Genomic DNA, 1663 nt, shown 5'->3' on the forward strand with positions numbered 1-1663 from the left:
GGTGGTCCTCAATTTCCTTGTAATCCGGCAGATCTACAGGGATTTCCTCGGGAACAAATCCAATATCGTCCTTTAAGCCCTTAAAAATCTTCTTCGCCAGATGCTTCATCACCCGTTCCGGCACCTTTTTTGTGGTGTTCGCCAGAATGTGCGTGGTGTCTACGGACAGGCTCTTGCCCTTAATGATGCCATTCTCCACGCATTGCCGGATGATTTCTGTGAGAATGTCGTCCAGGGTTGCTTCCTGCAGCCGCTGGGTCCGGAACTTCGCCAGCAGGCTTGGATCCGGCAATTCTTCCTCTGGATTCAGACCAAGGAACCAGAGAAAGGAAAGGTCGAAGTTCCCTCGCTTTATGACCTTCTCGTCGGACAAGTCATAGATGTGTTCCAAAAACAGCAGCTTTGCCATCAACTCCGGCTCCTTGGCCGGTCTGCCGAACTCCCGACAGTAGCTTCCGGCTACCATTTCATTGATAAAGCTGAAATCCACCGCCCGGTCAATCACCTTTAGCAGATGATCCTCGGGAATCTTGTTGTAAAGCATGCTGTGAAAGCTGTATTGCTTTCCTTCTTCTCGGAGCATCTATATCACCCTTTTCCTTTGATGCTCCGATTATACCATATCCCGGCCCGTTTTGCTATATCCCGCTGACTTTTTCAGTGGTTTTGAACCGTCCCTTGATTGATTATTGATGTGTTTCAATTGCTATGAGTCAGCCCCGGATTGACTGAATTGCCATCCCATTTCTTCTTTGAACGCATGGATTTCCGCCCAGGGGGAGCTTTGATCATTCAGCGGTTGCGTGCCGACAATGGAAAGCATCGGGTCGGCAGAGGGGTCTTCCCGCATCATGATGAGATAGACTGGCGAGTTCTCTTTATGACAATTCAGCACCAACGTAAACAGCCATAGTCCGCAGCCGTCCTTGCAAAGCACTTCAAGCCAGGCATTTTCTGTGGGCCACATGACAGCTTTGCAGGCTGGCGTTTCATAGTCGTGATAACCGTATTTCGTATTGAAATCGCCGGAGGCGTTATAATATTTGATCGGAATCGTTCGGCATTTGCCGATTGCAAGCGGCATATTCCAATCATTGTCCCGCTTCAACTGCTGAATCGCCGCGCTGGAATCTGTGCCGTTTTCCACCATGACACAGCAGACGTCCTCATAATAGCAGCATTTCTTTTTGCTTCCGCTTTGCAGGACGCAATAAACCGCATTTTCGCCGAACAATTGATTCCGCTTTCTTGGTTTGAATTGCAGGATCCCGAGGGTTCGCCCGTATTCATCCGTCTCAACCGGATAGATTTCGACGTCGCCGAGCATTTCCACGTCCAAATCGCCCACAAACGGAATCGAATACGTGAAAAGCACCAGAAGATCGGAACGTTCGTTATAGTGCACGCTGTTTTTGTATTTGGGATGATAGCGGGAAGAAAGAATCATAAGCGCAATTAATACGGTCAGAAAAAGCAAGGTGATGATCAAAGTATATTTAATGACCGCTTTCATCTCATACCTCCAAAGTGTTCACAATCAGGGGACGGTTCAAAACCACTGAAAAAGTGCCCTTTTAGGCGGAAACTGCGGAAAACAGGGAGAATATCGGCGCAAAAAGGATGGTATTCTCCCTGTTTTTCTGGCAAATGGGCGCAGTAAACC

2 protein-coding genes are annotated in these 1663 nt (G+C 48.3%); both read right to left on the reverse strand.

Features of this window, described 5'->3' with window-relative positions; genetic code table 11:
• On the reverse strand, positions 1-583 hold a 583-nt coding region (locus VZT47_RS10280), incomplete at its 3' end, for a transposase (protein ID WP_330224867.1).
• Between the two features lie 123 nt (positions 584-706).
• Positions 707-1513, reverse strand: a complete 807-nt coding sequence (locus VZT47_RS10285; protein ID WP_330224868.1) for a hypothetical protein — start codon at positions 1511-1513, stop codon at positions 707-709.
• Between the last annotated feature and the right edge of the window lie 150 nt (positions 1514-1663).

The sequence above is a fragment of the Dialister sp. genome (genome assembly GCF_036343215.1).
Lineage (GTDB): Bacteria > Bacillota > Negativicutes > Veillonellales > Dialisteraceae > Dialister.